The organism is Lawsonibacter hominis (assembly GCF_014287895.1).
Classification (GTDB): Bacteria; Bacillota; Clostridia; order Oscillospirales; family Oscillospiraceae; genus Lawsonibacter_A; species Lawsonibacter_A hominis.
In genome coordinates, this window is the sequence record NZ_JACOPP010000082.1 from 1 (window position 1) to 887 (window position 887).

An 887-nucleotide genomic window follows, 5' to 3' on the forward strand; every position below is an offset into this window, starting at 1 on the left:
TCCAGCTCAGTGTGCCGGTCTTAAACTGTCCAAAAAGCGCAAACGGGAGCTTTTGCTCGTTGCGTAGAGATATTGGCTGATTTTTGGGTCCTAACTTTTCATGTTTACTTTACAGTGCCAAATAATTGTACAAAGATATCATATAATAACTGCACAGAAAAATCAAATAATGCTGATACACTGCCAAAAGTGTCTTATGGCGAATTGTCAGGTCAAGTGCAACAGGGCCCCAAAAGGCTTCAAAGGGGGAGCGTCAGGCAAGGCATTTTCGCGTACGGAGGTTTAGCAAGGTAATAAAGCTGTCGATCTGCTTGTCTGAAGCCGGGCCCATATCGGATCCCTTGGGCAGGCATTTTCTGATGAGGCCGCTGGTGTTCTCATTCGCGCCGCACTGCCAGGGGGCGTGCGGGTTCGCAAAATAAAGGGGAACCGTTCCGGCTGCCGCGGAGAGCTCCCGGTACAGCGCGAATTCAGACCCGCGGTCCGGCGTAATGCTTTTTATCCGATCCGGCGGCAGAAGGATGAGCAGAAGGATCATCGCGTCACGGCAGTGTCAAGGAATGCAGGACGGACAGAGTTCGATTCTTGCAGGAAAGTCGCCCTGCCCGTCCTGAGAAGCGTCATTTTCAAGTCCGCAGCGTGCGAAAATGTGCCAGCGGCACATTTTGGAGCTGTTGACAAAGTCTGTTTTCAAAAATACGGCCTTGCAAAAAGTTTATCAAATAGCATATATTTTACAGTAAATAACAACAAACAAGCAAGAAAAACGATAAGGTAAAATAAGTTGCGCAAATATAAAAGAGGATAAAAAGAGACATGGTTTGCAGAACTCTGGTAGAATGAAGTTGCGACACACCATTCTGAAAGGAGTCTGTAAACCATGTCCG

The 887-nt window shown here is 47.5% G+C and carries 1 protein-coding gene; it reads right to left on the reverse strand.

What is annotated here, in order from left to right:
• Positions 1-253: 253 nt before the first annotated feature.
• Positions 254-538: an IS30 family transposase gene (locus tag H8S57_RS16850; RefSeq protein WP_243204879.1), complete on the reverse strand. Its 285-nt coding sequence runs from the start codon at positions 536-538 to the stop codon at positions 254-256.
• Positions 539-887: the final 349 nt, after the last annotated feature.